Raw genomic sequence first — 26,725 nt, forward strand, 5'->3', positions numbered from 1 at the left:
GCGCTAACGAACTCACGGTGTCATTTAACCCACGACGTTATTTGATCGACGACCTATTCGGGGATGAGCATGTCTGTTCAAGGTATTGAAGGCGTTTTACAGCAGTTGCAGGTCACGGCATTGCAGGCATCGGGATCGGCGAAAACACTCCCCGCCGAGGCGGGTTTTGCCAACGAGTTAAAAGCGGCTCTCGGTAAGATCAGTGAAACCCAGCAACATGCCCGGACTCAGGCACAAAATTTTGAGTTGGGTGTCCCCGGTGTTGGCCTAAATGATGTGATGGTGGATATGCAGAAATCATCAGTCTCGTTGCAACTGGGTATTCAGGTGCGCAATAAGCTGGTCGCCGCTTACCAAGACGTGATGAATATGGGCGTGTGAGATTTTATCACTCTGTTTCGTGCGATAGCGCCCATAAATAGAGTGATGCGGTGGTTCCGTAGGGGGCGTAGCGGCGGCGGTATCGTTCAAAACGTTCACGCGGCAGTGTTTTATGGCGATATAAATTCATCATGCCACGGCGGATCGCCAAATCACCCCAACTGAGTACATCGGGGCGGCAGAGTGAGGATATCATTAACATTTCTGCGGTCCAGATGCCCACGCCATTGAGGTTGGATAACTGAGTAATGACATCACTATCAGGTAATTGCGCAATAGCCGCTAAATCCAGTGAGCCATTCAGTGCCGCCTCTGCTGCGCCTTTAATATATCCGGCCTTTTTCATTGTCATGCCACATCCCTGAATCGCTTCTGCGGATGCTGCCGCGACAGTGAATGGCGTAATCGTGCCCAGTAGTGCTACCAGACGGGCATTAACAGTGAGTGCCGCTTTAACCGATATCTGCTGATCGACAATATTTCGGATCAATGCGGCAAATAGATCAGGGGATAATGGGCGGGCTATCATTCCCAAACGGTCGATGGCCGCGGCCATCTTTTTATCCCGCCGTTTGAGATGATTAATCTCGGTTTCACCGTAACTGTAGAACACGTATTCCCTCCGGTCAGCGCCTAAGAAAAGGCGAAACTAAATAAAATCCTAACGAGCAGTAACTGGCTATGTAGCATAGCGACACTTTACGCTAATAACTCTCCCTTTCTTGCTCTCTAAGCCGACTCAGCCAGTAAAATATCTTGGTTACCTACTTTTTGCAGTAATACTGAGATATCAATGGCATCAACTTTATCCGCTTGCAGATGAGCCACGGCATATTCATGCCAAATACCGGATTGCAGGAACAGAATAAACAGATCTCGATCCAGATGATTTTCATTCACCATGTTAACCATAATATTCAGCGCTTCAGATAACAGCTTCCCGGGTTTATAAGGGCGGTCAGCGGCGGTTAGGGCTTCGAATACATCGGCAATGGCCATCATCCGCACAGGAATACTCATCTGTTTATAGGTCAATTGGTAAGGGTAGCCTTTACCATCCATGCGCTCATGATGCCCACCAGCAATCACTGGGACATTCGCCATGGTGCGTGGGAACGGCAATTTTTTTAGCATCACTATGGTTTGCATAATGTGTTCGTTTATTTTGTAACGGTCCTCCTCCGTCAATGTTCCACGACGAATACTGAGGTTATAAATCTCCCCTCGGTTATAGAGGAAGGTTGGCTCTTGTACTTTGAAATCATAATATTCTGGGCGCTTATTTTTATTATCGCGGTAAATAATATGCTCTTCTTTATCTGCCAGCATTGGCTCTTGCACGGGTAATGATGGCGCGCTCTGTCTGGCCTTACGCACCCGTTCTTCATGGGCCACACCGGCGTTATCATCTAATGTTCGAGTCCAATGGTAACCGGCGATCTGTTGGATGCGCGCAATAGCCTCATCAGACATAAACTCGCCGCCGATATTACAATGTGCAATAAAGTAAAAATCTTCATCTAACTGACGTAGTTCGTCAGCCAGTGCTTGCTGATCAACTTCACTGGCTGTGATGGTGGCATGACGACGCAAGAAGGCGATCTCTTTTTCACGTTTTAATACTTCAAATCGCATCCGTATTTCGTGAATACGATCGTAAATTAACTCCAGTTTTGTCGATTTATCAACGACAAATTCGGGGGTAGTTATCTTGCCACAGTCATGTAACCAGCAGGCGGTGTGCAGTTCTTCCCACTCGTTCTCTGATAAATTAAAGTGGGCAAAAGGCCCCTCTTTAACATTCACCGCTGCCCGTGCCAGCATTTTGGTTATTTCAGGTACGCGCTGACAGTGCCCGCCGGTATAGGCACTTTTGGCATCAATGGCACCCGCAATAAGCTCAATAAAGGCATTAAGCAGATTTTTCTGTTCTTGCAATAAGCGCTGAGTTTCGACGGAAACCGATAAACTGCCCACCAGAGCATTCACCAATTGGATTTTCGAGCGTTCACGTTCGGCATTTAACACATAAGGATTAAATAACAGTAAAAAGCCTAATAATTGATCATCATGTGTCTTCATCGGCACGGCAATAAAACGCAAAGGTAAATAGGGTTGCAGGAAATCTTGTAGCTGATTAAATATATTCTCTTTGTTCAGCGTTCCGACAATGGTCTTCCCTTCAAGCACTTGCTGGAAGGTGCTGAAGTTATCATTTTCTATCTGTAGCGAAGACATCTCTGTCACCGGAATATTTTTGCCATTCCAACGGAATGCAGTCGGGGTAAAGGTCCCGGTATCTTTATCAGTGAGAAAAATAATCCCGCCGGTCATGGCCGCAATTTCGGTTGTTTCACTTAATAGACCCTGCATTTGACGATAGAAATTATTTTCTGTGGTCAGCATATTACCCATCGATATAAATTGTTTCAGCGTTGACTTCATTTTTGACATGGATTTATGCAGCTCATCCACTTCTTCAATCACAGAGTGCTCTAATTCGCGCTCCTCGAAATACAAGTTACTGATGGAGTCGGCATCTTGCCGTAATCGAATAAGCGGTTTGGATATTTTTCTTGAGAAATACCAAACAAGTGGCAAACCAAGCATCAATAGGATAAATGCAATAAAGGTTGAATGATTACGGATAGAGTTTGCATCAGCCGTCAAATAGCTCGCAGGTGTTGCAATAACCAACTGGTAGTCATTGCCGTTAGTATTAATATCGACAATCGAGCCGAACCAAGACTGATTTTTCGCTTCAAACATAATACTGCGGGCAGGGTCACTCTGCTGAGTAGGGTTACTGGCAAGGCTATTTTTTTGAGTATTGAGTAGCGCTTGTAATACAGGAACTTGCTTGTCTTCGCTGGTGACGGTCGCCGCCGTCTCTTTGGTTTTTGGTAGGCTAGCAATCACTTCACCGCGAGAGTTTATAATAATGGCCTGACTACCCGGCGGCAGATTTTGTCTGATTAGGAATTGTGATAATGAAGCCAGAGAAACATCTAATCCAATAATTGCCTGTTTATTTTCAGCCTGACGACTGTAGGTAAAGCCCACTTCACCTGTGCCTTTAAAAATATAGATAGGGGAGGTGATCAGTGTGGGGCTGGCGGCCGCTAAAATAAACCAATCTCTCCTGCGAGGATCATAGTTATCATTATCTCGCGGCATCACCGCAATAACTTGTTGCTGCTTATTCAGATAAATAAAACGTTTTTCCGGCAGACTATCCAGAAAACGATTACTTTGAATCATCCATTCGGCGTCTTCAGGCGCATGGAATAGTACACGGTTAGCCTCAGTCAGACGGCGTAACATAAATAAATCGCCGTTGGGGTAAGCGCTATAGATAGCACTGGCGTAGTCATTTTGTTGCAGAACTTCAATAAACTTACCGACAAAAGCCATTCTTTGCTCAAGTGTCGATAATTCTGTTATTTGCATACTGGCGAGAAGGTTAACTGACATCATCATGGGCCGGGTTACTGCATCCAGTTCAGCGGCAATGGCCTCTCCGGTTTTTTGATACTGACGGTTGGTGCTGATTTCAGTCAATTTAGTTAATTGGCTATGGCCAAAAGCAATAATGACAACCCCAATTGAGACGATCAAGAGAGTAAATAGGGCGGCTATCTGGATGTGTAGAGGATAGCGGTTTTTTAGTCCGAACAGGTTACTTAACATCATAGCCATCCCGAAGTTTATTATTCAGTCATTTATAATCATAGAATGTGATGAAATTATAAACACCTATCCCTGGTTTTCAGTGGGCTATAAGTAATTGTATGATTAAAAAGACTTTACCTAATATTGGGTCAGGATTGTTGGATGAAAAAACTAATCGCAGTCTGAAAAAGAATGATTTAACGCGCGGAATATCTAAAAGCAGTATTTAGCAGCCCTGAATGTTGACTATATAAAAGAGTCTGGCGAGTGAACTCAATGAGATGCGGCAATATGACTCAATGGCTTAACGAGCACCATAGGAAAAGATAAACGTTTCACCTGAATAGGTTACATAGTGCCTAAATCAGGCGTGTGCAAACGTAAATAATCATGATAATCATCTGATGATGTTTCATGTTCTGCCGCCTGTAAACGATGATGTCCACGTATGGCTGTTGGCGCAAAACCAAAACGTTTGCGAAAACGTTCGGCAAAACGTGATGCACTTTCATAACCTACTTGGCTGGCAATTAAAGAGATTGGCCAATCTGTACCTTGTAATAAACGCAGTGCGCTGGTCATACGTACGTCGATCATCAAATCGCGTAAGAGTATATTTTCCGCTGCGAGTTTTCGCCTTAATACCACTTCACTCATCGCCATATGATCGGCTACTTCGGATGCAGACCATATTTTATGTGGGTCAATAGCCAAACAACGGCGTACTTTTTCACTTAAGGTATGACCTTCACTAAGGGTAAATTTAACACCGCGGTGGGCCAACCAAAGGAGTAATTCCAGCATCCGATGCCGGACGATGGCGGGGGGGATATCCCCGATATCTGAAATGGCTTTAAATGTATTACCGAAGGTATTAATGAACTCAGGGGCTAAATTGCGCACAGGCATAACCCCAGGAACAAACCCAAGCCCCGCTGAAGCCGGATGATTAGCAAAGGTCGCTATCAAACGGGGGTCACAGCGCAGTTGATGACTAAAAAAAAGTCCGTCATCAGATAAGCCATTAATAACATCAACCGTTTGTCCGCTACTTACCGCCACTATTTCACCCGCTTGAACAACACACTCCTGATTATCCCAGCGAATGATCTTATGCCCACGGTTAACCATAATGAGCAAGGGATTCTCAATATAGACTGAAGTGAGTAGTAGCTCTGTGTGTTGAATAACATGTGCTGAGCTACCCACACCAGGGCAAAAATTAATCGTACGTTCCATCGATATTCATTTCACAATTTTAGCCTGAGAATATCTTTACGCTTTGAATGGCAGACTAGCAACTCATTTTAATAGAAAATTTACAGTAACTGACTATTTTAGCGAAAAGTTATAGGGGGTATAATAATAGCCAGTTCGACATGGGTGATTGTTACTCTCAATATAATCTCATGTTAAAAACAATGACAATAAAAATTGATTGTCATGTTAATAATTGCAGTTGCATAGGATTTTTCGCCGCAAATCGATATATTAAGATTCTGTGACCGACAGATTACTGTGTTTCACCTAGCAGCAATGCATGGTCAGGAAACTGACCATAAGTATTATTAACCACTTGCTGTCGGGTGGATTGCCCAACCAACTCACTTAATGCATCAAGACGCTGTTGTAATAAACGCTTAATTTCAACTTCATTATCCAAAATAGCTCTTAATTTATCCCGTAATAACTCTTGTAATGCCAAGGATGAGCATGAGGATAGGGTGATATTAGCGGTATTTTCAACAGCTTTGAGATAAGTCATTTCCAGATCAACCAGCGCATCCCAATTACCCTCGGTCGCCAGCATTAACATTTGCTCACTCAGGGTCAGGATTTGTTGATATTCGGACAAAAGATGCTGGTGACGTTCCATTAAATGGGGTCCTAGTTGGGTTGATAATTGGGGCCGATCTGCCGCCAGGCATCCGCAATATTCTCGAGCAAAGCAGCGACTTCATTAATTGCCTGTTCGTCATTATGCAAATTGGCATGCAGTAAACGCCGTGACATATAATCGTACAAAGCAGATAAATTCTCAGCCATTTCGCCGCCTTTCTCCACGTCCAGCCCTGCGCTTAGGCCATTATTGATAATATCAATCGCTTTAGAGAGTGCGGTGCCTTTGCCAGGAATATCGCCTTGACTCATCAGGATGCGAGCTCGAACTAGGGCGCTTTGCGCCCCGTCGAACAACATCACGATCAATTGGTGTGGGCTCGCACTCATGACACCACTTTCCAAGCCTACTTTAGCGTAGGCCTGGCTCCCTGATCGGTTGTACATATCCTATCCTTTATGAAGAAAATTGCTGCGTTAAGAAGCTGGCGGTGTTATTCAACGAACTGACTAACTTATCGAGTTGAGTAAATTGCGTCTTATACCGTTCGATTGTGGCAGTAATGCTTTCAGTTGTTGCCGTAACCTGTTTATCCAGATTTTTTAACGTCTTATTGATGCCATCAGTCACCGTTTTCAAGGTGCCCTTGGTGGTATCCAGTGCTGTCTTAAGCAAAGTATCAGTCTGGGTAGCGAATCCGGTAGTTGTACCATCACCGACAAAAAATGCCGTTACACTGTTTGGCTTATCTTTTAGCGCTGCATCCAACTTGGTTGAGTCGATAACTAATTTGCCATCAAGATCCTGCGTAATACCCATGCTGGCCAATGTTTTTAGGTCACCGACTTGCGAAGAGGCCAGTTGGCTTTTCAATTGAGTTTGAATATTACGTAACACACCATCACCGACTAAAGCCCCATTACCCACAGATTGGTCTTTGCCAGCTTCTACAGCGGTGTATTTAGTTAAAGAACCAAAGGTGGTTTGCAATGAGTTGTAGGCATCAACAAAAGTTTGTATCGCTGCTTTTGTTGCTGTGCTATCACGAGCAATAACTAATTGTTCTGGCTCATTGGTTTTCGTTAAGGTTTTGAGATTAATGGTGACACCCTGTGGTGCATCCGTAATCGTATTACTTTGGCGAGTAATGGCGACGCCGTTAACAATTAATGTGGCATCTTCTGCTTTAACTTTTTGTGTCATTGCACCGCTGCCACCAGTGCTGCTTGGTGTGTAATTCAGGAAATCATTTAACTTATCATCGCCGGTAACACTGATGGTCATTTCTGACTTAGTGCCCGTATCTTTGGCGGTTAATGCGAGATAATAGGTATTATCATCCGCTTTCATAATACTGGCGCTAACACTGCCCTCTTTTTTATTGATGGCATCGCGAATATCTGTCAGAGATGTCTGCTGGTTAGTTAATGTGATTTCCAGCGGTTTTTCTTGCCCCGGCTGGGCAATAGTGATGGTACGAGTACCATTATCATTACCTAATTTATCAGTCGCATTAGGGACGTTACCAGACAGTAATGACTGCGCTTTAGCAATGTTTGTCACTTCAACAGTGTAATTACCCGCAGTGGCCTTGCTATCAGTTGTTGCACTAAACGCAGTGTTAGAGCTACTGACTGTGGTTGTACTGAGCGTATCCGCTTTTTGTAATGCGGCAGAGGCCGTTTCCAGTTTCGCTAGCGCACTTTGTAATACGCCATAGGCGGTAAGCTTAGCTTTATAGCTAGATTGCTGAGTGGTTAACGGCGTTAAACGGGTCTGCTCTGCAGCAGTTAATTTATCCAGTAAAGTGCCTAACTCCATATTTGACCCGATACCCAGTGTACTGATACTTGCCATGTCTAATCCTTAATATTCAAGTGTCGTTACCGGGTTATCGGCCAGAGAAGGAAAAAGTTTACACATAAAATAGAATTTATGATGGGCAGAATAACGGGGGATAACAGGGGGCTATTTACCCTATTGAATAGAACAGTAATTAAAGAGGAGATAAAGAATAATTTTCTGAGAATTTTAAAATTATTTCAAAGAATGGCTAAAGGTTCCTTAAAGAGCGCCGATACAAGTTGTGACGGTGATGAAGCCGTGGGCAGTAAGCCCAAATCATAACCCAATAGCATTTAAGGAATTCACTATGTCAGTAATTAATACTAACATCCTGTCTCTGAATACTCAGAACAACATGACCAAATCTCAGTCCGCTTTAGGCTCTGCCATTGAGCGTTTGTCTTCAGGTCTGCGTATCAACAGTGCGAAAGACGATGCTGCGGGTCAGGCAATCGCTAACCGTTTCACTTCTAACATCAAGGGCCTGACTCAGGCTGCGCGTAACGCTAACGACGGTATCTCTGTTGCACAGACGACTGAAGGCGCGTTAAACGAAATCAACAACAACTTACAACGTGTGCGTGAACTGACTGTTCAGGCATCTACCGGCAGCAACTCTACCAGCGACCTGTCTTCAATCCAAGACGAAATTCAACTGCGCCTGGACGAAATCGACCGCGTATCTGCTCAAACTCAGTTCAACGGCGTGAAAGTTCTGAGCACAGACACCAAAATGTCTATCCAAGTAGGTGCTAACGATAACGAAACTATCGATATCAGCCTGAAAGAAGTGACTTCTAAGACTCTGAATCTGGAAGGTTTCAACGTTACTGGTCCTAAAGGTGGTTCTGCAGCGACTGCTCTGGCTGCTGCTGATTTCCAAAAAGCTTTTGGCTCTACCACTGCGGTGACTACTGCAACTTCAGCAGAAAAAACTCCTGGTGATCTGGCAAGCCGTTTAGGTGTGGCTGCTGCTAGCGTGACTGTTGCTGGTGCACCAACGAAAGATAGCGCGGGTAATTGGTTCACTAAAGTAGATATCAAAGCAAACGACGCTACTGAAGCTAACAACCTGAAAGCCAATGGTTTTGATATCGCTTCTGGCGCAACTAAGTCCTTCTATATCGCTGTTGATCCACAAACCGCTGATACCACAACTACAGCAGGTACTGCAGCTATTGCTATTGATACCTCCAGCCTGAGCCTGAAAAAACTGACTACTGGTGCAACTAACGATCCGTTGAAAGCACTGGATGCAGCGATTTCTGATATCGACGTTCAACGTAGCTCCCTGGGTGCGGTACAAAACCGTTTCCAATCTACAGTAACTAACCTGAACAACACGGTTAACAACCTGACTGCTGCACAAAGCCGTATTCAGGATGCTGACTATGCAACTGAAGTGTCTAACATGAGCCGTGCTCAGATCCTGCAACAAGCGGGTACTTCAGTATTGGCACAGGCTAACCAAGTTCCACAAACTGTATTGTCTCTGCTGCGTTAATTGGTGCACCAAGTTATATAAACAAGGCGGCACATTGTGCCGCCTTGTTATTCTAAGTAAATTATTGTGACAGATTAATTTACTTAGAATAAAAAAATATGATTTATGGTCACCATTGAGGTTTTTGTGAAAGAACTTACTGTAGTTCAGCCCATCTATGTCGAGAATTTCAGTTGCATTGGTGCATCTTGTCGTGATCACTGTTGTAAGCGCTGGACAATAACGCTGGATAAAAATACTTACCGTAAGTACGCTAAAAGCCACAATCCTGATATTAAGCGAATTGCTGTGACTAATATTTCGGTCACTCGCACCAGCACTGCTAATTGGGCGGCAATAAAGCTGACTGAGCAAGGCAATTGCCCCTATTTAGATGAAGATCAACTCTGCGGAATTTATAAGCGTCTGGGTAAAGATGCACTAAGTGACACCTGTACTGTCTATCCTAGAACTGAGCATATTTATAAGCACGAAAAACGGCAAAGCTTGAATATATCCTGTCCAGAAGCCACGCGTCAGGTACTATTTAATCCAAATAGCCTAAAAATGAAAATGCAAGTCGTGGAACAGAAAGCTTTTTTTCAAGCTTCGGAGCTTCCTATAGAAGGGAATCTGATCAACCTTTTCTGCGTCAATTTATTAATGCCAAATCAGACTCGGATAGAAGAAAATCTTTACAGCATGGCATCCTTCCTACTTTTCTATCAAAAGTTAGAGGGCGATATCAATAGTAAACTGCCTTATATGGAGTCGGGTTTCGAAGGATTGCTTCTAAAACTTGAGTCCGGTGAAGTTATCGGGTGCTTAGATAATCTTCCCTTTAATGAAGAGTTACAATGGCAGCTTTTAATAAGATTACAAAACATCATGACGAAAACGCCTGAATCTCGGGGGCGTGAAACAATATTCAACTATTTGAATAAGCTACTTGACTATATTGTTTTAGATTTTGATGTTGAACTTATCGCCGATAAAATGAAAGAACTGAGTCGTATTTGGCGCGAAGATGCCAGCCCATTTTTTAATGAAAACCCACATGTTTTACGTAATTATTTTCTTTATCGGCTACACCATAATCAATTTGCAATAAATAATGAGACTTCACTGCTGAAGCAGTTTTATTTAATTGTGGTTGATTTCTTCTTCATTCGTTCTTTGATCAGTGCTTATCTGAAGGATAACAAATCGTTAACGGAAGATGTCATTATCGATATCTTCTATTCTTATCATGCATTTAGCCAACACGGCAGTGGTATTACAAATATCTTTATTGAGGAGATTGATAAAGTAAAAGTGAATGACGATCTCTCTTCGCTGCAATTACTGATATAGCACGGACAGCAAAACAGGCAGCATTTGCGTGAGTTAATGCAGAATTAAGTCGATAAAAAAGAGGCATCAAAGTTTATTACGTGGGGCATAAGTCAAATAGCCGCCTTTTTATAGGTCTATTCCGCCGATTGTCTGACTGACCTGACAGGATAATGGTACGACTCTCTTACCCTTAGGTGCCTGTCTAGTGAGCGATTTGTATACCGCCGAAGGCGTGATCGACAAAAATTCCCTCTGGCAACGCTATGTTCCTCTGGTTCGCCATGAAGCACTGCGTTTGCAGGTTCGCCTGCCGGCCAGTGTGGAGTTGGACGATTTGTTGCAGGCTGGGGGTATTGGTCTGCTGAATGCTGTCGAGCGTTATGACGCTTTGCAAGGAACTGCGTTTACCACTTATGCGGTGCAGCGTATTCGTGGCGCGATGTTGGATGAACTGCGTAGCCGGGATTGGGCGCCGCGCAGTGTGCGACGTAACGCCCGCGAAGTCGCCAGCGCGATGCAACAGGTTGAACAACGTGTTGGTCGTCCTGCCACTGAGCAGGAGGTGGCGAAAATTCTTGATATTGATTTGGTGGAGTATCGCCAGATCTTGTTGGACACCAACAATAGCCAACTTTTCTCCTATGACGAATGGCGGGAAGAGCATGGTGAAAGTGTCGAACCCTTGCTGGAAGGGCATGAAGATGCCAATCCGTTGCAACATTTGTTGGAAGGAAATCTGCGGCAACGCGTTATTGAAGCGATCGAGGCATTGCCGGAACGCGAAAAGATGGTGTTGACGCTGTATTACCAGGAAGAGCTGAACCTGAAAGAGATAGGAGCAGTGCTTGAGGTCGGGGAATCCCGCGTCAGTCAGCTTCATAGCCAGGCGATAAAACGCTTACGCGCCCGCCTGAATAATGACTCTTAATTCACTTTCGCTCAGTGATATCACAGTGTTTAACTTTATTAATGCAGGTCTTCTTATGCCAGGACTTCAGCTAAAAAAGCGGCCGCTGAGCCGTTATTTAAAAGATTATAAGCACGGCCAAACACATTGCTCACACTGTAATAAACAACTTGACCGTATGGCGTTAGTTTTTCGCGGACAAATTATTAATAAAGAAGCGATCGCCGGTATGGATCAGCCGATTGACGATCAAGTGTGGTCAAAACTTCAGCATGAATTAACTGCATTATGCCGTTTTTGCAGCGAGATATATTGCAACAGCACGCCGGGCTATTTTGATATTATGGCATTCAAGCAATATTTGTTTGAACAAACTGAGATGAGCCACAGCACGGTTCGCGAATATGTCGTGCGCTTGCGTCGCTTAGATGAAATGTTGGTTGCCACTAATTATCCGGCAGAAAAATTTGCCAGTGAAACTATGCATCAACGCATTATTGATGAGCTGCCAAATGCAGCACATAACAATTATCGTATTGCTTTGCGTAAATATGATCAGTATTTGGCGTGGCAAAAGAATTACTAAACTCTGCCATAAAAGCTGATCGGGTGTTGAGAAAACTCTGTATTTTCAGCGATATCACTCGTGTAATAACGCAAAATTATCAAGTCATTGTCTATTGTGACTTTACGCCCGGCAAGGTGCATCTTGGCCGGGCGTTTTAATCTTTATTCTTACCTTTATTCAAGCAACAGGGGCGGTGACGGCTCTTACTCACTCGAATGACTGACAAGTAGACGCGCATCTTAATCCACTTTTTCCCGCTATGTTGACCCTTGAAATCGATGGGGCATCGCCTATCTACCCCACAAATTAAGCTATTCTTCTGCGTTAGTGATGACTGACATCTATAATAAAATCAGTGATTATTAATGTAACATCTGATAAATCTATGTTTCCCCTTGATCATTGAAGTCGCTGGGTTGTTAGCAATGTCAATCTCTGGCTTTGTCAGCTCATGGAAATTAATGAGCTTGCTGCTGACCTGCAACTTCAAATATTTTGGGTAATAATTGTCTTAAACATTAATTCTTTGGGGGAACCGTGACGTTTCAACACAAACTGGCACAATTTCCACGTCTGGATCTGGTCGGCAATGCCACACCATTAGAAAAACTATCCCGGCTATCTGATTATCTGGGACGTGAAATTTATATCAAACGTGATGATGTCACGCCTTTGGCTTTAGGCGGCAATAAGTTGCGTAAGCTTGAGTTTTTGGCGGCTGATGCATTGAGTCAGGGGGCGGATACCCTAGTGACAGCGGGTGCGATTCAATCTAATCATGTGCGCCAAACAGCGGCCGTGGCGGCAAAACTCGGATTGCATTGTGTGGCGTTACTTGAGAATCCTATCGGCACAACGCAGGAAAATTATCTGACCAATGGCAATCGATTGCTGTTGGATTTGTTTAATGTTGAGGTGGTGATGTGTGATGGCTTGCACGCCCCCAATCAGCAATTAGCTGAATTAGCAACTCGGCTCGAAGCACAAGGTTTTCGCCCATACGTAGTGCCTGTTGGTGGCTCTAATGCCTTGGGCGCGTTGGGCTATGTACAATGTGCATTGGAAATTGCCGCGCAGTCGGCGGGGAGTGTGGCTTTTAGCTCGGTCGTCGTGGCCTCTGGCAGTGCCGGGACTCATGCCGGGCTGGCTGTGGGTTTGCAGCAATTGTTGCCGGATGTCGAATTGATTGGTGTCACGGTGTCGCGCAAAGCGGATGAGCAGCGACCCAAGGTGACCCATATTCAACAAGAGTTGGCCGCATCCTTGGAGATCACTGGCCAACAGGCAGATATAACCTTGTGGGATGACTATTTCGGGCCACAATATGGTATGCCAAACGAAGAAGGGCTGGCCGCTATTTCGCTACTGGCAAGGCTAGAAGGGGTATTGCTGGACCCGGTTTATACCGGTAAGGCGATGGCAGGTTTATTGGATGGTTTGGCGCTGGAAAAATTCCGCGATGATGGCCCGATTCTGTTTATCCATACAGGTGGTGCACCGGCTCTCTTTGCCTATCATCCACAGGTGTAACCTTTGGTTATTGCTTATTCCATTTGTAGCTATGGTTATTAGTTTATATTCCTTTATTTCATTAATAGCACTGATAAAGTGCTGAATATCAAAAATAAACATGACAGTCGGGGTATTTATGGTTTTTTCAATTTTTCGTCGTCGAGTCGTTCTGGGTATGGTGGCGGTCGCACTCGCAACCGGCCTGAACGTGAAGTCTTATGCTGCGGCTGATTTACTCAATCAGGTTAAAGAACGAGGCACTCTGATTGTTGGGTTAGAGGGCACTTATCCGCCATTCAGCTTTCAGGGTGAAGATGGCAAGCTCACCGGTTTCGAAGTGGATTTTGCCAATGCTTTAGCTGAGCATATGGGTATCAAAGCAAAAATCACCCCAACCAAATGGGATGGTATGCTGGCTTCGCTAGAATCTAAGCGAATCGATGTGGCGATCAATCAGGTCACCATTTCAGATGAACGCAAGAAAAAATATGATTTCTCAACCCCTTATACGGTTTCTGGTATTCAGGTGTTGACCAAAAAAGGCAACGAAGGCAACTTCAGCAAACCTGAAGATCTGGAAGGCAAAAAAGTGGGTGTCGGTTTGGGCAGTAACTACGAACAGTGGTTACGTGAAAACCTGAAAGGCGTTGATATTCGCACTTATGATGATGACCCAACGAAATACCAAGATCTGCGCGTAGGCCGTACCGATGCCATCTTGGTTGACCGTTTGGCTGCTCTGGATTTGGTAAAGAAAACCAACGGGACACTGGCGGTTGCAGGCCCGGCGTTTGCTCGTCAGGAGTCAGGGGTCGCGCTGCGTAAAGATAACCCTGAATTGTTAGCGGCAATCAATCAGGCTATTGCCGAGATGCAAAAAGATGGCACGTTGGCCAAAATCTCTGAGAAGTATTTTGGTGCGGATGTAACTAAATAATGCATGAAAGTATTCAATTGGTGCTGGATTCAGCACCATTTTTATTGAAAGGTGCTTGGTTCACCCTCCAGCTGAGTCTGGGGGGTATGTTTTTTGGCCTGGCATTAGGTTTTATGTTGGCAATGATGCGGTTATCGAGTTTCTTGCCATTTTCACTCCTGTCCCGCTTTTATGTCTCGATCTTTCGTGGCACCCCGTTAATCGCCCAACTGTTCATGATTTATTATGGCTTGCCCCAGTTTGGTATTGAGCTAGACCCCATGCCTGCGGCCTTGATCGGTCTCTCACTTAACACGGCAGCGTATACGTCAGAAACATTACGGGCCGCGATTTCGTCGATTGAAAAAGGGCAGTGGGAAGCCGCAGCCAGTATTGGGATGACGCGTTGGCAGACACTTTATCGGGTGATTTTGCCACAAGCTGGGCGGACGGCTTTACCCCCACTGGGTAACAGCTTTATCGGTTTGGTCAAGGACACCTCACTGGCGGCCACGATTCAAGTTCCCGAGCTTTTCCGTCAGGCGCAGTTGGTGACTTCCCGCACATTGGAAGTTTTCACTATGTATCTGGCGGCGTCATTGATTTACTGGATTATGGCAACATTGCTGTCAGCACTGCAAAATCGGCTGGAAGCCCACGTTAATCGTCAGGATCAGGAGTAGCCATGAGTACCATAGACGTTAAAAAACTGACCAAACAGTTTAAAGGTCAACAGGTGCTGCACGGTATCGATCTTGAAGTGAATAGCGGTGAAGTGGTCGCGATCATCGGCCCTAGCGGTTCAGGCAAGACCACCTTATTGCGCAGTATTAACCTGCTGGAGATCCCCGATTCGGGGATTATTCGAGTCGGCGATATTGAGATTGATGGCAGCATACCTATCAGCAAGCAGCAGCGGCAGGTTCGCGCGCTGCGCCAGCAAGTCGGGTTTGTGTTCCAGAGCTTTAATTTGTTTCCGCATCGTTCAGTGCTGGAGAACATTATTGAAGGGCCAGTGATTGTTAAAGGTGAAAAGCGGGCTTCGGCTGAAAAGCGCGCCCGTGAATTGCTGGCAAAAGTGGGATTGAGTGGCAAGGAGGATGCTTATCCACGACGCTTATCCGGTGGGCAGCAGCAAAGGGTCGCGATAGCACGGGCTTTGGCAATGCAACCACAGGTTATTCTGTTTGATGAGCCGACTTCTGCGTTGGACCCCGAACTGGTGGGGGAGGTGTTAAATACCATCCGTGCACTGGCAGAGGAAAAACGCACCATGGTTATCGTGACTCATGAAATGAGTTTTGCCCGCGATGTGGCGGACAGGGCGATTTTTATGGATCACGGACGGATCGTTGAGCAAGGCCCGGCGAAAGCGCTTTTTGCCCATCCGCAACACGAACGAACTCGACAGTTTCTTGATAAGTTTTTGAATAATCACTGATTCGTCTGAATCTGAGTGTGATAGCTAAAGTGGGTTCAGAGGGGGCAGCTTATTGCCCCCGTTTTACCTAGCCGCCTTACAGGAAGGCTTCGAGTTTAAGTCGATGAGCTGTGGTCTTAACTTCTTTCATCCGCCCATGACCGGGCAATACTTTTTGTTCAACCGTCACTAATCCGGCTTTTTTCAGAATAGCCACATCGCGGGTGACAGCGCTGCGATCTCTTTTTAACAGCGTTGAAAGGGAGGTGATAGAACCGGGATGCATCTTTACCGCCCGCAGCAGCACGATGCGGGCAGCACTGAGTACCCGCACCATCTCCAGCGGATCTTCAAAGGTAATCGTGTGTTCCTCGGGCAATGCTTTCCCTGCATCAGCCAAGGCTGCGAGCTGTTTGCCGCGTGTAAAAAAATCATCTTCCGTTGCTGTTTTGATGACGAGCTTGTCCATTAACTTCTCCTTAATGAAGTCCAATCCTTTTGAAAGCAATCCTCTACCTGTTCAAAGCTGATAAAATTAACCGCTTCAATGCCGCCCAAATAGTGGCGATGATGGAAACCATGGGCATTGTCATAACCGATGACTCGACCATTATCACCCTGCGATAACCGGTGATTGATATAGGCTAAATTATAGCGCGTCACAACACCGTACTGATCAGCCCATATCTCACGCCGTAATTGACCATTACCGCGCCGATTCGCAATTTTATGGAGCTCATCGACAATTTTCTTATCAGCCATGAGTATAATAATCACCTCTGTGGTTGTTGTACACAATATCTTCATTCAGAAGAAAGCTAGGGCGCAAACATCTCAGCAATTTGCTTGAATTAATAATGGGTTAATTGCCGCCGCCCGCACAAGTGGGCCAAACGAACTGTGCGGGATGCCGTCAGAAGAGAATGGTTTTGTTGCGGCTTTACATTAGGCGCTGCGAGCAATCTCGAAGAATAAGCCGCCAACGCTACGGCTACCGAGACAAAAATAAAGGCCCCGAAGGACCTTTATGCAGGAGTGATTAAGAGGCGGGATTGACCTAACCGCGAATGTGAAACCCTAGCCGATGGTCATCAGGCTGGCATTGCCGCCTGCCGCAGCGGTATTCACGCTGAGGGAGTGCTCAATTAACAGGCGCTCCAGCAGGATATTCGTTTCGCCACGTGCGAAGCCTTGTACTGAGACAATCGGCCCGTCGATTTGCGCTACCTGCTCACAGACAGTGCGTAACTGATCCGCATCGCCATGGTAGATAGCTGCATCAAAGCTCCCATTTGCCGTTTGCCAATCATGGGTGAGGGTAATGCGTGCTTGCACGACCGCCGGTAATTTGCGCAGCAGATCTTTTTGTACGCCATTTTCCGACCATAAAACCTCACTCCCGACCGCCAATACGGCGGCCAGTTGCACCAGCGCATCCGCTTCGGTATCGGCCAAGCAGAGGACGCGTTCGCGGGGGAGTAGGGCGTAGGTGTTGCGTTCACCAGTCGGCCCAGGTAGCAGCCGGACAGTCCCCCCTTGCGCCAGTTCACCATAGCGCTGTGCCAACTGGGACAACTCGCTATGTTGCTGTGCGTCCATCCACGTGATCAGCGCGTGATGGGCCGTTTGTAACACCTCGCGGCCCGCGATATTCGGTGCCTGCTCATTATCTTGCTGCGCCAGTGTGTTGATCACCGCATCTTCTGGACGATGAGAGAGCAGGCGGTATAAGTAGAGCGGCCCCCCCGCTTTTGGCCCTGTTCCTGACAGCCCTTCGCCGCCGAAAGGTTGGACGCCAACAACCGCCCCAACCATATTGCGGTTAACATAGAGGTTGCCCACTTTGGCTTTTTCAGTGATATGGGAAATGGTTTCATCAATACGGGTGTGAATACCTAATGTTAAACCATAACCAGATGCATTGATTTGATCGACCAAAGCACTGAGGTTCTGTCGCTGGAAGCGCACGACATGTAGCACCGGGCCGAAGATCTCTTTTTGCAGCTCATCAAAGCTCTCCAGCTCGATCAGGGTTGGTTTGATGAAGGTACCGCGTTGCCACTCTGGCTCATCCTGCGGGTTGGCGCGAGCCGCCTGATAAACTTTACGTCCTTTGGCGCGCATTGCCTGAATATGGCGCTCAATGCCCGCTTTGGCGTCGGCATCAATCACGGGTCCAATATCGGTAGAGAGGCGCTCTGGGTTGCCCATGCGGCACTCCGCCATCGCGCCGCGCAGCATCTGTAAGGTATGCTCAGCAACATCATCCTGAATGCAGAGAATACGCAGGGCAGAGCAGCGCTGACCCGCACTGTCGAAGGCCGATGCCACCACGTCAGTTACCACCTGTTCGGTGAGTGCTGATGAGTCCACGATCATGGCATTGAGGCCACCGGTTTCAGCAATCAGCGGGGTTGGGCGACCTTGTGGGTCGAGTCGGCCGGCAATGCTGCGCTGCAAAATGGCCGCCACTTCGGTGGAGCCAGTGAACATCACACCGCGCACACGGGGATCATTCACCAGTGTTGCCCCGACACTATCACCTTGCCCCGGTAACAGTTGCAATACACCTTGCGGAATCCCGGCTGCCAGTAAGATACGCACCGCCTGTGCGGCAATGAGCGGTGTCTGTTCTGCGGGTTTGGCTAACACACTGTTACCGGCAGCCAGTGCGGCGGCGATCTGACCGGTAAAGATTGCCAGTGGGAAGTTCCACGGGCTGATGCACACCACTGGCCCCAGTGGGCGGTGGCTGTCATTGGCAAAGTTATCTCGTACTAATCCGGCATAATAGTGCAGAAAATCAACGGCTTCACGTACTTCGGCAATAGCATTACTAAAGGTTTTACCCGCTTCGCGGACCAGTATCCCCATCAGGGTTTGCATCTGAGCTTCCATCAACTCGGCAGCACGCACCAAGATGGCGGCGCGTTCAACGGGTGGGGTTGCAAACCAGATAGCCCCTGCACTGGCGGCGGCCTCCAAGGCGCGGCTGACTTCAGCCGTCGTCGCTTCACGCACGTAACCGACAATATCAGTCGGTTCAGCCGGATTGGTCACGGCTTTTTCTGTTCTATTATCCAGTTCAGCGCCACTATTCAAGTCAGCCCCACTGTCCAGCTCGGCATCAATGATAGGTTCTGCCCGCCACACTTGGCTGGCACTGGTGAGTAGGGCGCTGGAGAGTGAGGCCAAACGGTGTTCGTTCGCCAGATCCAATCCGCTGGAGTTGGCCCGCTCTTTACCGTACAACTCACGCGGTAATGGGATGCGCGGATGCGGCAAACCGAGTTGCCCCTCACTGGCCGCTATCGCCTCTACCGCGCTGACTGGATCGGCAACCAGTTCATCCAGTGGCAGTGTGGCATCCGCAATGCGGTTCACAAATGAAGTGTTAGCTCCGTTTTCCAGCAGGCGGCGCACCAGATAGGCGAGTAGAGTTTCATGAGTCCCTACCGGCGCATAAATACGGCATGGGCGGTTAAGTTTACCGTCAGCCACTCTCCCCACCACTTGCTCATACAGCGGCTCACCCATGCCATGCAGACATTGGAACTCATACTGGCCGGGGTAGTAATTTTGCCCCGCCAGATGATAAATCGCCGCTAAAGTATGTGCGTTATGTGTCGCAAATTGAGGGTAAATCAGGCTAGGCACCGCCAGCAATTTACGGGCGCAGGCCAGATAAGAGACATCGGTATACACTTTGCGGGTGTACACCGGATAACCCTCCAAACCCTCCACTTGGGCGCGCTTAATTTCGCTATCCCAATACGCCCCTTTGACCAAACGAATCATCAGTCGGCGACGGCTACGCTGAGCCATATCTATCACGGCATCAATGGTTGCAGGGCAGCGCTTCTGGTAAGCCTGAATCACGAAACCGATCCCATTCCAACCGGCAAGTTTGGGTTCAAAGCAGAGTTTTTCCAGCAGATCGAGTGAAATTTCCAGACGATCGGCCTCTTCTGCATCAATGTTAATCCCGATGTCATACTGGCGAGCTTGTAAGGTGAGCGACAGTAATCGCGGATAAAGCTCATCCATCACCCGTTGGTATTGAGCGCGACTATAGCGGGGGTGTAGGGCGGAAAGCTTGATGGAGATGCCCGGCCCCTCATAAATGCCCCGTCCATTGGAGGCTTTGCCAATGGCGTGAATTGCCTGCTGGTAGGAGAGCAGATAGGCCTGCGCGTCAGCTTCAGTCAGCGCGGCTTCCCCTAACATATCGTATGAGTAGCGAAACCCTTTATCTTCCAGCTTACGGGCATTTGCCAGTGCTTCGGCGATGGTTTCACCAGTGACGAATTGTTCACCCATCAGGCGCATCGCCATATCCACGCCTTTACGGATCAGTGGCTCGCCACCTTTGCCGATAATGCGGTTCAGTGAGCTGGAGAGTTTGACTTCGTTATGGGTCGAAACCAGATGCCCGGTAAACAGCAAGCCCCAAGTGGCGGCATTGACAAACATGGATGGGCTGCGGCCCAGATGGGAGTGCCAGTTGCCGTTGCTGATTTTGTCGCGGATCAGCGCGTCACGGGTCGGTTTGTCAGGAATCCGCAGCAGGGCTTCCGCCAGACACATCAAGGCTACGCCTTCTTGCGAAGAGAGGGAGAACTCTTGCAGCAACCCCTGCACGATCCCCGCACGGCCATTGGCGCTTTTTTGATTGCGTAGTTTCTCGGCAATGGAGTAGGCGAGGGAGTGTGTGGCTTGCGCCAAATCAGCCGGCAAACGCGCTTGCTCCAATAACATCGGGATAGCTTCTGTTTCCGGACGGCGATAGGCCGCAGTGATGGCGGCGCGGGTCACTGATTGTGGCAACACCTGCTCGGCAAAATCTAAAAATGGCTGGTGGGCGCTGTCAGCGACTTGCGGCATAATGTCGTCCGCTTCCAGTGGCTGAGGGGCATAGGTCGTTGGAAGTTCAGGTAATTCACTGCCACTTTCCAGTCGCTCTAAATAGTTAAAGATGGCCTGCTTGATTAGCCAGTGCGGCGTGCGGTCTATCCGTTGTGCTGCGCCCTTGATTCGGTCGCGGGTCGCTTCATCGAGTTTTACGCCCATTGTGGTGCTAGCCATGCTGTCAGGCTCCTTTTATAAGGGGAGTTATGATTTTATTTCCGACAATATCAATCATGTTGCAACTTTGTGCAACCGTGTTAAATCAGGCATGTGAATGAACTGTGAATTCAGTCTGGTTTTTAACAATTATTCAGAGGGAGAGATAGCGAATATATTACGAGTTGTGATGGCGAAGACTAATAATAGTAGGATTTGTGGGGTGTTTACCTCAGGTATCACTCATTTTGTCATGGAAGGTGTCACTCCAAACGCGGCTTAATGTGATGTGGCGTGAATTTTTTGTAAATAATTTGTTTAAATTGTTGTGGGTGAAGAAAGTCCTCCACTAGGATAGCAACCTCGAGCTAGCGGTTCGCTGGCGAATAGTTGTACTAATAATTTTTTTAAGGTTGGATGTTTATCTGCGGTTAACAGTTTATCTGAGGTTAATCGTTTGTCTCTGGTGCAACTGAGTGTCACGTTCCGACCATCCAGAGATAAACATGATGCCGCCCTCAGAGAGAAGAACTAAAAATAGCAGACATATTAAAACGATAAAGGCACTAGGGAGACATTGCATGACCATGAATACACCGATGTTGGTGACTTTTTTAGTTTACATTTTTGGGATGATATTGATTGGCCTCATGGCCTACCGGGCAACCAATAGCTTTGATGATTACATTCTGGGCGGGCGAAGTTTAGGCAGTGTCGTGACGGCACTCTCTGCTGGCGCTTCCGATATGAGTGGCTGGCTTTTGATGGGGCTTCCGGGTGCGATTTTTCTGTCGGGTATCTCCGAAAGCTGGATAGCCATTGGTTTGACAATTGGTGCTTATCTTAACTGGAAGTTGGTCGCTGGCCGTTTGCGGGTTCATACCGAAGCCAATAATAACGCGCTGACCTTACCGGATTATTTCACCAGCCGATTTGAAGATAAAAGTAAATTGCTGCGGGTGATATCAGCCGTGGTGATTTTGGTCTTCTTTACCATTTATTGTGCATCAGGCATTGTGGCTGGGGCGCGTCTGTTTGAAAGCACCTTTGACATGAGTTATGGCACGGCGTTGTGGGCGGGAGCGGCAGCCACTATCGCCTACACCTTTATTGGTGGTTTCCTTGCGGTCAGTTGGACCGATACCGTGCAGGCGACACTGATGATTTTCGCCCTGATATTAACGCCGATTATCGTTATTCTGGCGGTGGGAGGCATCGATACATCAATGATGGTTATCGCCGCGAAAAACCCAGCCAATATCGATATGTTTAAAGGGTTGAATCTGGTCGCTATTCTCTCGCTGTTGGGCTGGGGTTTAGGCTATTTCGGCCAGCCGCATATTCTGGCGCGTTTTATGGCGGCAGACTCCCATCGGACGATTCGTAGTGCTCGTCGCATCAGTATGACTTGGATGATCCTCTGTCTGGCAGGGACGATTGCGGTGGGCTTCTTTGGTATCGCCTACTTTGAAAACCACCCAGAGCAAGCGGGAAATGTGACCCAAAATGGGGAGCGGGTATTCATCGAGTTAGCCAAGCTGCTGTTCAACCCATGGATTGCCGGTATTCTGCTCTCCGCCATTCTGGCAGCGGTCATGAGTACATTAAGCTGCCAGTTGTTAGTGTGTTCTAGTGCGCTGACAGAAGATCTGTATAAAGCCTTCCTGCGCAAAAAAGCCAGCCAGAAAGAGTTAGTCTGGGTTGGCCGTGCCATGGTGTTGCTGGTGGCATTGATCGCCATTGCACTGGCAGCGGACCCTGATAACCGCGTGCTGGGTCTGGTCAGTTATGCCTGGGCAGGCTTTGGGGCAGCATTTGGCCCAGTGGTGCTCATCTCGGTGACATGGCCACGCATGACCCGCAATGGCGCACTGGCGGGGATGCTGATTGGGGCTATCACCGTTATCGTCTGGAAACAGTACGCATGGCTGGGCTTGTACGAGATTATCCCCGGCTTTGTGTTCGCGTGTATCGCCATTGTGGTGGTGAGCTTGATGGGTAAAGCACCGAGCAATGCCATTACCGAACGTTTCCGCGATGCTGAAGCGGAGTTCAAAACCGTTTAATCACCGCGTTGACTTTACTTAATCAGCCTCCTACCAAAATAGGGGGCTTTTTTTATAGGAAAACCGGCCTGTTTTGCTCGCGATATGACGTGGCATCCTGATGAATTCATGCGTTATCTCACCACTCAGAAACAATTTGCCACACTTTGATTAACAATATTCTTACGCGCTCTATTGAATTTCTTTTTAACAGAATGATAATCACTATCGTTTTGAGTTTTACTTTTCTTTACGCAAATTGACGTTGCTTGTCATCATCGCGTTATACCCATACCTACCGCAGGGGTTCCGGCATGTTCGTCCCATTTCTTATTATGTTTCGTGAAGGGCTGGAGGCAGCACTGATTGTTAGCCTGATCGCCAGCTATCTTAAACGTACTCAACGCGGTCAATGGATGGGGGCAGTGTGGGTTGGTGTGATCACAGCGGCGGCGCTCTGTCTGGCTATCGGCATCTTTATTAATGAAACTACTGGTGAGTTTCCGCAAAAGCAGCAAGAGCTGTTTGAAGGGATTATCGCGGTGGTGGCGGTGTGCATATTAACCTATATGGTTTTCTGGATGCGCAAAGTGTCCAAGTCAGTCAAAACACATCTGGAAGGGGCAATCGACAGCGCCCTCAATTCTGGCCGGAGTCAGGGCTGGGCCTTGGTCGCTATGGTCTTCTTTGCCGTGGCTCGGGAAGGGCTTGAGTCCGTATTCTTCTTACTGGCGGCTTTCCAGCAAGATGTCGGCATTGGCGCGCCCATCGGGGCCATATTGGGGTTAACCTGCGCTATTCTGGTCGGCATGGCGATCTACTGGGGTGGCATCAAGTTGCATCTGGCTAAATTCTTCAAATGGACCAGCCTGTTTATTCTGTTTGTTGCCGCAGGGCTGGCAGCGGGTGCGATAAGAGCCTTCCATGAGGCGGGTCTGTGGAACCATTTTCAAGATATCGCCTTTGATCTGACCCATGTGCTCTCAACACACTCACTGTTTGGCACCTTCCTCGAAGGCATGTTCGGCTATCAAGAAGCGCCAACCGTCAGTGAAGTAGCGGTCTACTTTATCTATCTGATTCCGGCATTAATCCTATTTTTCCTTCCACCCCGCACCACGGCGGCCACAACCGCCCCTGCTGCGCGGAAAACTCACTAATCATTCAGGGATTTATCACATGTCTAACCGGTTCTTCCGTCGCACAGCGTTGCAAGTCGCGTTACTGGCACTACCTGCTTTGGCTATCAACGCACAGGCTGCTGATATTCCACAAGTTAAAATCACGGTGAATGATAAGCAGTGCGAGCCAATGGCGCTGACGATTCCTGCCGGTAAAACCCAGTTTATTGTCCATAATGTCAGCCAGAAAGGGTTGGAGTGGGAGATCCTCAAAGGGGTTATGGTGGTTGAGGAGCGCGAGAATATTGCTCCGGGCTTTACCCAAAAGATGACCGCTAATCTGGAGCCGGGCGAATATGACATGACCTGCGGTTTGCTGAGCAACCCTAAAGGCAAATTGACTGTCACGGCGGCAGCGGGCGCAGAGGCCGCCGTGAAGCCGGACGCCATGGCATTAGTAGGGCCGATTGCGGAGTACAAAGTCTATGTCACACAAGAAGTGGCTCAGCTAGTCACGCAAACGAAAGCCTTTACCGATGCGGTAAAAAAAGGGGATCTGGCGCTGGCACGCAAGTTGTACGCGCCGACTCGCCAACATTACGAGCGTATCGAGCCGATTGCTGAACTGTTCTCCGATTTGGATGGCAGCATTGATGCCCGTGAAGATGATTTTGAGCAGAAAGCCGCCGATCCGAAATTTACCGGGTTTCATCGGTTAGAGAAGATCTTGTTTGGCGACAACACCACCAAAGGTGCCGACAAATTTGCTGATCAGCTCTATCTGGACACCTTAGAGCTGCAAAAACGCATTACTGGCCTGACATTTGCGCCGAACAAAGTGGTTGGCGGAGCGGCGGGCTTAATTGAGGAAGTTGCGGCCAGCAAAATCAGCGGTGAAGAAGATCGTTACAGCCGCACGGATTTGTGGGATTTCCAAGCCAATGTTGATGGCGCACAGAAAATTGTCAATCTACTGCGGCCACTGCTGGAAAAAGCGGATAAGCCACTACTGCAAAAAATTGATGCCAACTTCAAAACGGTTGATGGCGTATTGGCGAAATACCGCACCAAAGAGGGCTATGAGTCCTACGAGAAGCTAACGGATGCTGATCGCAATGCAATGAAAGGGCCAATCACGGCGCTGGCGGAAGATCTGGCTCAGCTCCGTGGTGTATTAGGTCTGGATTGAGGCGTTAACGATGAGTCAGAAAACCGGCCCGAAACACGGGCCGTATCAGCAAGATAATGGGGCGGCCTTGCCGTCCCGTCGGCGTTTACTGCTGGGGATGGGGGTGATGAGTAGCGCACTGGCGCTTGGTGGAGCAAAAGTCGCCCGTGCGGTGGAGTGCCCAGCATCTGAGGCGCAACCCGCCCTAGATGAGCGCTGGCAGAAACAGCCCTTTTACGGTCAGCATCAATCCGGCGTGTTAACGCCACAACAGGCGGCGATGATGCTGGTGGCGTTTGATGTGCTGGCAACTGATAAAGCCGCACTGACCCGCTTATTCAAGCTATTGACCGAGCGTATTGCCTTTTTGACGACCGGCGGGCATGCGCCCTCAGTTAATGCCAAATTGCCCCCGCTGGACTCCGGAATTATGGGGCCAGAGATCTACCCAGATAACCTGACCATCACGGTTTCGGTCGGTGATTCGCTGTTTGATGAGCGCTTTGATTTGCAGGGGCAAAAACCACTGCGGCTTCAGCGAATGACTCGTTTCCCCAATGATTCGTTGGATGCGGGCTTGTGTCATGGCGATCTGATGCTGCAAATTTGCGCCAATACTAATGAAACCGTGATTCATGCACTGCGCGATATCATCAAGCACTCACCAGATCTGCTCAGTGTGCGCTGGAAGCGGGAGGGGTTTATCTCGGCTCATTCTGCACGTAGCAAAGGCAAAGAGACGCCAATCAATTTATTGGGGTTTAAAGATGGCACTGCGAATCCCAAAACCAGTGATAAGCCGCTGATCAATCAGGTGGTCTGGGTTCAGGAAAATGCGGGCGAACCCGCATGGGCGGTCGGGGGGAGCTATCAGGCGGCGCGCATTATCCGCTTCAAAGTGGAGTTTTGGGATCGCACGCCATTGCAGGAGCAGCAAACCATTTTCGGCCGTGATAAGCACAGTGGTGCGCCTTTGGGCATGGTGCATGAGCATGATGAGCCGGACTACACCAAAGACCCTGATGGCAAAGTGATTCAGTTGGATGCGCATATTCGTCTGGCAAATCCACGCACCGCAGAAACCCAGAGTAACCTGATGCTGCGCCGTGGCTACAGCTACTCGCTAGGTGTCTCAAATTCGGGGCAGTTGGATATGGGGTTGCTGTTTGTCTGCTATCAGTCTGATTTGGAAAAAGCCTTCCTGACCGTGCAAAAACGGCTGAACGGCGAGGCATTGGAAGAGTACATTAAGCCGATTGGTGGCGGGTATTTCTTCACCTTACCGGGGGTGGTGGATGCCAATCACTATCTGGCTCAAGGTCTGCTCGATGCGTAAAGCTGTTCGCTGATATACCCGTCATACTTCAAGCTGCATGTGCGTTGGCTGCCTTCGTTCACCCCAGTCACTGACTCATGTAAGCTCCTGGGGACTCGCTCAGTTGCCGCCT

The 26,725-nt window shown here is 48.0% G+C and carries 22 protein-coding genes; 13 read left to right on the forward strand and 9 right to left on the reverse strand.

Annotation, left to right across the window (positions count from 1 at the left end; translation table 11 throughout):
* Positions 1-69: 69 nt before the first annotated feature.
* A complete protein-coding gene (fliE, locus tag HRD69_RS13775; RefSeq protein ID WP_004876573.1) occupies positions 70-381 on the forward strand; it encodes a flagellar hook-basal body complex protein FliE in 312 nt (103 codons plus the stop codon).
* 7 nt (positions 382-388) lie between these two features.
* Here fliE and HRD69_RS13780 read toward each other — a convergent pair whose 3' ends face one another.
* The 6 genes from HRD69_RS13780 to fliD all read right to left on the reverse strand — a co-directional run bounded on the left by HRD69_RS13780 (position 389) and on the right by fliD (position 7,750).
* Complete coding sequence (locus HRD69_RS13780) at positions 389-994, reverse strand: DNA-3-methyladenine glycosylase family protein (RefSeq protein WP_004876571.1); 606 nt, start codon at positions 992-994, stop codon at positions 389-391.
* A 116-nt stretch (positions 995-1,110) separates the two neighbouring features.
* Positions 1,111-4,071 carry an HD domain-containing phosphohydrolase gene (locus HRD69_RS13785; protein ID WP_032815193.1) on the reverse strand — a complete coding sequence of 987 codons (2,961 nt, stop codon included), beginning with the start codon at positions 4,069-4,071 and terminating at the stop codon, positions 1,111-1,113.
* A 330-nt stretch (positions 4,072-4,401) separates the two neighbouring features.
* Positions 4,402-5,292, reverse strand: a complete 891-nt coding sequence (locus tag HRD69_RS13790; protein ID WP_032815182.1) for a helix-turn-helix transcriptional regulator — start codon at positions 5,290-5,292, stop codon at positions 4,402-4,404.
* 274 nt (positions 5,293-5,566) lie between these two features.
* Positions 5,567-5,929, reverse strand: a complete 363-nt coding sequence (fliT, locus tag HRD69_RS13795; protein WP_004876566.1) for a flagella biosynthesis regulatory protein FliT — start codon at positions 5,927-5,929, stop codon at positions 5,567-5,569.
* An 11-nt stretch (positions 5,930-5,940) separates the two neighbouring features.
* Positions 5,941-6,339, reverse strand: coding sequence for a flagellar export chaperone FliS (gene fliS, locus HRD69_RS13800; RefSeq protein WP_032815179.1), 399 nt, complete (start codon positions 6,337-6,339; stop codon positions 5,941-5,943).
* A 10-nt stretch (positions 6,340-6,349) separates the two neighbouring features.
* Entirely contained in the window at positions 6,350-7,750 is a 1,401-nt protein-coding gene (fliD, locus tag HRD69_RS13805) for a flagellar filament capping protein FliD (protein WP_004876562.1), read from the reverse strand.
* Between the two features lie 295 nt (positions 7,751-8,045).
* On the opposite strand from fliD, the gene HRD69_RS13810 reads away from it, so the two are divergent.
* From HRD69_RS13810 to tcyN, 8 genes are all read left to right on the forward strand, one after another.
* Positions 8,046-9,242 carry a FliC/FljB family flagellin gene (locus HRD69_RS13810; protein ID WP_032815176.1) on the forward strand — a complete coding sequence of 399 codons (1,197 nt, stop codon included), beginning with the start codon at positions 8,046-8,048 and terminating at the stop codon, positions 9,240-9,242.
* Positions 9,243-9,368: 126 nt separating this feature from the next.
* Positions 9,369-10,574, forward strand: a complete 1,206-nt coding sequence (gene fliB, locus HRD69_RS13815; protein ID WP_032815192.1) for a flagellin lysine-N-methylase — start codon at positions 9,369-9,371, stop codon at positions 10,572-10,574.
* A gap of 187 nt (positions 10,575-10,761) precedes the next feature.
* Positions 10,762-11,484 (forward strand): RNA polymerase sigma factor FliA, encoded by a 723-nt coding sequence (locus HRD69_RS13820; RefSeq protein ID WP_004876556.1) that lies wholly within the window; start codon positions 10,762-10,764, stop codon positions 11,482-11,484.
* Positions 11,485-11,539: 55 nt separating this feature from the next.
* The gene (fliZ, locus tag HRD69_RS13825) at positions 11,540-12,049 is read left to right on the forward strand and encodes a flagella biosynthesis regulatory protein FliZ (RefSeq protein ID WP_032815190.1); all 510 of its coding nucleotides are present in this window, start codon (positions 11,540-11,542) and stop codon (positions 12,047-12,049) included.
* Between the two features lie 519 nt (positions 12,050-12,568).
* Entirely contained in the window at positions 12,569-13,561 is a 993-nt protein-coding gene (locus tag HRD69_RS13830) for a D-cysteine desulfhydrase (protein WP_004876551.1), read from the forward strand.
* Between the two features lie 118 nt (positions 13,562-13,679).
* On the forward strand, positions 13,680-14,480 hold the full coding sequence (gene tcyJ, locus HRD69_RS13835; RefSeq protein ID WP_032815175.1) for a cystine ABC transporter substrate-binding protein: 801 nt from the start codon (positions 13,680-13,682) through the stop codon (positions 14,478-14,480).
* On the forward strand, positions 14,480-15,142 hold the full coding sequence (gene tcyL / locus HRD69_RS13840; RefSeq protein WP_032815174.1) for a cystine ABC transporter permease: 663 nt from the start codon (positions 14,480-14,482) through the stop codon (positions 15,140-15,142). Before tcyJ ends, tcyL begins: the two co-directional genes overlap by 1 nt.
* Before the next feature lie 2 nt (positions 15,143-15,144).
* Positions 15,145-15,900: an L-cystine ABC transporter ATP-binding protein TcyN gene (gene tcyN, locus HRD69_RS13845; protein ID WP_004876547.1), complete on the forward strand. Its 756-nt coding sequence runs from the start codon at positions 15,145-15,147 to the stop codon at positions 15,898-15,900.
* Between the two features lie 76 nt (positions 15,901-15,976).
* Here tcyN and HRD69_RS13850 read toward each other — a convergent pair whose 3' ends face one another.
* From HRD69_RS13850 to putA, 3 genes are all read right to left on the reverse strand, one after another.
* Positions 15,977-16,348: an HVO_A0114 family putative DNA-binding protein gene (locus tag HRD69_RS13850; RefSeq protein WP_004876545.1), complete on the reverse strand. Its 372-nt coding sequence runs from the start codon at positions 16,346-16,348 to the stop codon at positions 15,977-15,979.
* Positions 16,348-16,641 carry a toxin-antitoxin system TumE family protein gene (locus HRD69_RS13855; RefSeq protein WP_032815173.1) on the reverse strand — a complete coding sequence of 98 codons (294 nt, stop codon included), beginning with the start codon at positions 16,639-16,641 and terminating at the stop codon, positions 16,348-16,350. Before HRD69_RS13855 ends, HRD69_RS13850 begins: the two co-directional genes overlap by 1 nt.
* Positions 16,642-16,956: 315 nt before the next feature.
* Positions 16,957-20,964 carry a trifunctional transcriptional regulator/proline dehydrogenase/L-glutamate gamma-semialdehyde dehydrogenase gene (putA, locus tag HRD69_RS13860; protein WP_032815172.1) on the reverse strand — a complete coding sequence of 1,336 codons (4,008 nt, stop codon included), beginning with the start codon at positions 20,962-20,964 and terminating at the stop codon, positions 16,957-16,959.
* A gap of 560 nt (positions 20,965-21,524) precedes the next feature.
* On the opposite strand from putA, the gene putP reads away from it, so the two are divergent.
* From putP to efeB, 4 genes are all read left to right on the forward strand, one after another.
* Positions 21,525-23,009: a sodium/proline symporter PutP gene (gene putP / locus HRD69_RS13865; RefSeq protein WP_004876540.1), complete on the forward strand. Its 1,485-nt coding sequence runs from the start codon at positions 21,525-21,527 to the stop codon at positions 23,007-23,009.
* A 293-nt stretch (positions 23,010-23,302) separates the two neighbouring features.
* Complete coding sequence (gene efeU / locus HRD69_RS13870; protein WP_032815171.1) at positions 23,303-24,148, forward strand: iron uptake transporter permease EfeU; 846 nt, start codon at positions 23,303-23,305, stop codon at positions 24,146-24,148.
* Between the two features lie 19 nt (positions 24,149-24,167).
* On the forward strand, positions 24,168-25,298 hold the full coding sequence (gene efeO / locus HRD69_RS13875; protein WP_032815170.1) for an iron uptake system protein EfeO: 1,131 nt from the start codon (positions 24,168-24,170) through the stop codon (positions 25,296-25,298).
* Between the two features lie 10 nt (positions 25,299-25,308).
* Entirely contained in the window at positions 25,309-26,613 is a 1,305-nt protein-coding gene (efeB, locus tag HRD69_RS13880) for an iron uptake transporter deferrochelatase/peroxidase subunit (protein ID WP_004876535.1), read from the forward strand.
* Positions 26,614-26,725: the final 112 nt, after the last annotated feature.

This window comes from Yersinia mollaretii ATCC 43969 (assembly GCF_013282725.1).
Lineage (GTDB): Bacteria > Pseudomonadota > Gammaproteobacteria > Enterobacterales > Enterobacteriaceae > Yersinia > Yersinia mollaretii.